This window comes from Mesorhizobium sp. M0571, from assembly GCF_040320985.1.
Classification (GTDB): Bacteria; Pseudomonadota; Alphaproteobacteria; order Rhizobiales; family Rhizobiaceae; genus Mesorhizobium.
Window position 1 is genome coordinate 1 of the sequence record NZ_JAMYQT010000117.1, and the last position, 3,309, is coordinate 3,309.

Annotated in this window: 3 protein-coding genes; all 3 read left to right on the forward strand. The window is 64.9% G+C overall.

Features of this window, described 5'->3' with window-relative positions:
- The first annotated feature begins 114 nt into the window (after positions 1–114).
- From NKI85_RS37460 to NKI85_RS37470, 3 genes are read left to right on the forward strand one after another with little or no spacing between them, the layout of a single operon-like run.
- A complete protein-coding gene (locus NKI85_RS37460; protein ID WP_352532688.1) occupies positions 115–1,323 on the forward strand; it encodes a tyrosine-type recombinase/integrase in 1,209 nt (402 codons plus the stop codon).
- Entirely contained in the window at positions 1,317–2,237 is a 921-nt protein-coding gene (locus NKI85_RS37465) for a tyrosine-type recombinase/integrase (protein ID WP_352532690.1), read from the forward strand. Before NKI85_RS37460 ends, NKI85_RS37465 begins: the two co-directional genes overlap by 7 nt.
- Entirely contained in the window at positions 2,234–3,238 is a 1,005-nt protein-coding gene (locus NKI85_RS37470) for a tyrosine-type recombinase/integrase (RefSeq protein WP_352532692.1), read from the forward strand. The genes NKI85_RS37465 and NKI85_RS37470 overlap by 4 nt, the downstream gene beginning before the upstream one ends.
- The last annotated feature ends 71 nt before the right edge of the window (positions 3,239–3,309 follow it).

Consider the following 3,309-nt stretch of genomic DNA (forward strand, 5'->3'; position numbering starts at 1 on the left):
CGCGTTCGGACCGGCCGGGCAGATCGCCTGTCGAATGGAATACAGCCGAAACCTTCGGTTTGTTCGACGTGCCGGATTCTTCTGGCGGAAACAAGCAACTCGAAGGAAGATAGGATGACAAAACGAAAGCGCAGACATCAGCGGAGCGTCGATGCCCGGATCAACTGGCTGCAACCGCATGTCGATGGCTTCAAGGACTGGCTGGCTCAAAGGAAATACTCGCCGGCGACGATGGCGGAGGTGGTGCGTCTGCTCGCCCTATGGGGCGATTGGGCTCGCGCGTCCGGATTCGAGGTCGAAACGCTGGCCGTCGGCTTCGCCGCCTCTGCCTCCGTGTTCCGGGGCAGCAAGATCGCCCGTGCACCGCAGGGCGCTGCCGCGCTGTTCGTCTCCTATCTGCGCGAGAGGAACGTCCTACCGCCAGAGCGATATCTGTCGCTGGAGGAGGCCTGGCCGACTCTAGTCGCGTTCCGGAGTTGGATGCGGGAGCAGCGCGGCATCAAGGACTCCACGCTCGACACCTATCAGGCGATCCTTGTCGACCTGTTGGCGTCGCTTGGCGTTGATCCCACCGCGTACACAGCCGCCGCGGTGCGCGACTTCGTACTCCAGCGCGCAAAGCCCCATGGGCGTGGCCGGGCCCAGGGTATCGCCGTGGCTACGCGCGCCTACCTCAAATATCTGGTGGCGATCGGGCAGTGCCCGGTCGGGCGGGAACGGGCAATTCCGAGCTTCGCGACCTGGCAACTGGCGACGACACCGCGCTTCCTCGGGCAAACCGATATAGACCGAATTCTTGCCGCTTGTGACGGCGAGTATCGCCTGCGTGATCGGGCCGTCATCCTTCTGCTCGCCCGTTTCGGTCTCAGAGCGAGCGAAGTCGCTAATCTCGACTTCAGTGAGATCGACTGGGTGAATGGTCGATTGACCCTTGCCGGCAAGGCCCGACGCGCGGAGCGTCTGCCGCTAACGCAGGAGGTTGGCGATGCCATCCTCGCCTATATCGAGCGGGCACGGCCAAGCCTTGCGACGACCCGAGTGTTCCTGACGAGCGCGGCGCCTGTCCGGCCGCTCAGCCGCATCGCGGTGAAGTGCATCGTGCGCCGCGCACTTGACCGGGCCGGCGTTAAAAGCATCCATCGCGGCGCCCACGTTCTGCGCCACTCCGCTGCAACAGCTATGCTGAGCAACGGTGTCAGCCTTGCCGGCGTCGGCGCCGTGCTGCGGCATCGCTCGCCATCAGTCACGGCTCTCTATGCCAAGGTGGATATCGGCCTCCTGTCGGAGATTACGCAGCCCTGGGTCGGGAGGCTGCCATGCTGAGCGCCGACGCCGACCGCTACATCTGTCTTCGCCGCACGCTCGGCTACAAGCTGGTCAAGGCCGAGCGGCATCTTCGTGCCTTCGCGAGCTTCGCCGCCGGGCGGGGCGAAGCGCATATCCGTACGGCAACCGTTCTCGCCTGGCTGGCGACGGTCGCCCGGACACCGGGCGCCCGCGAGCGGCGCCTGACGGACTCGATCCTATTTGCGCGCTTCCTGCACGCCGAAGATCCGCAGCATGAGATCCCCCGCGCCGACTTCGCGCCGAGCCGGAAAACGCGGCCGATCCCCTATATCTACACACCGGACGAGATCGCCCGCATCCTCGATGCCGCCGGAAAGCTCCGGCATCAGAAGCCCAATCCCCTGCGGCGCCAGCTCTACGTGATGCTGTTCGGATTGATCGCCGCCACGGGAATGCGCATCTCGGAGGCGATCGCGCTCAAGCTCGACGATATCCAGCCTGACGGTGTGCTGCACGTCCGCGAGACCAAGTTCCACAAGAGCCGGCTCGTGCCGCTGCATCCGACGGTCATCGAGGCGCTCGAGCGCTATCTCGAGCTCCGCCGCCAACGCGCCGGCGAAAGCGACTGGCTGTTCCCATCCGTCCAGCACAGGGAGATGTGCCCGACCACAGTGAACTATACCTTCCGCTGCATCCTGCGCCGGGCGGGGGTTGCGCCGGAGCGAAGCCGGCAGCCACGCATCCACGATCTTCGCCATACCTTCGCGACCCGCGTGCTGGAACAATGCGGCGTTGAGCGCGGCGCGGTCGCCCGGCACTTCGTCGCCCTGTCGACCTATCTCGGCCATGCCGACATCCGGAACACCTACTGGTATCTCCAGGCGACACCGGAGATGATGGCGGATATCGCCTCGGCGGCGGAAATCCTGGTTGGAGGGAGCGTCGCATGACGAAGCTCGCTCCTCTCATCACAGGCTTCCTGCGCGATTACATGCCCCATCAGCGCGGCTACAGCCCCCAGAGCTGCGAGACATATGCGTTCAGCTTCAAGCTGCTGTTCGGCTTCGCCGCCAGACGGCTCGGCACCCGTCCGTCACGGCTGACGATCGAAGACCTGGACGCACCGCTGATCGTCGCCTTCCTGGCCCATATCGAACAGGAGCGCGGCAACGGCGCCGCCACGCGCAACCTGCGGCTCGCCGCCATCAAGACGTTCATGCGCTATGTAGAGCACCGGGTGCCCTCCGCCCTGGAGCAGGTCGGTCGTATCCATGCCATCCCGGTCAAGCGCCACGATCAGAAGCTCATCCGCCATCTGACGATGGAGGAGGTTCGCGCGATCCTCAACGCCCCCGATCTTGCGACACGATCCGGCGTGCGCGACCGGGCAATGATGCACCTCTGCTTCGCTGGAGGCTTGCGGGTCTCCGAGCTGGTCGGCGTTCTGACCGAAAACCTGTCGCTCCAGCATGGCGCGAGTGTGACGATCCGGGGCAAGGGCCGCAAGGAACGCTGCCTGCCACTGTGGAAGGACACGGCGCGCGATCTTCGCACCTGGCTGAGCGTCAGGGGCGGAGTCCGAGTCCCAGAGCTGTTCGTCAACGCGCAGGCCGAACCGATGACCCGTGCTGGCTTCGAGTATGTGCTCGACAAGCATGTCCGCAAGGCGGCCGAGACCTGCGCAACGCTGCGTGATCGTAGCGTCTCGCCGCATCAGCTCCGGCATAGCTGCGCGGTCGTCATGCTGCAGGCCACCCACGATATCCGGAAGGTGGCTCTGTGGCTCGGTCATGCCGATATCCGCACGACGGAAGTCTACCTCCGCATGGATCCCTCCGAAAAGCTGGAAGCGGTCGAGGCGGTTGTCCCCCCGGAACTGAGGCGCGGCCGGTTCAAGGCGCCGGATGCGATGATCGCATCCTTGCTCTCGGACCTGGAAGCACCGGCCTGATCGAAACGGGTCCGCTACTGATACGGGTTTGTTGCGCCAATCGATCCGATCCTGCAACCGGCATCGCGCTC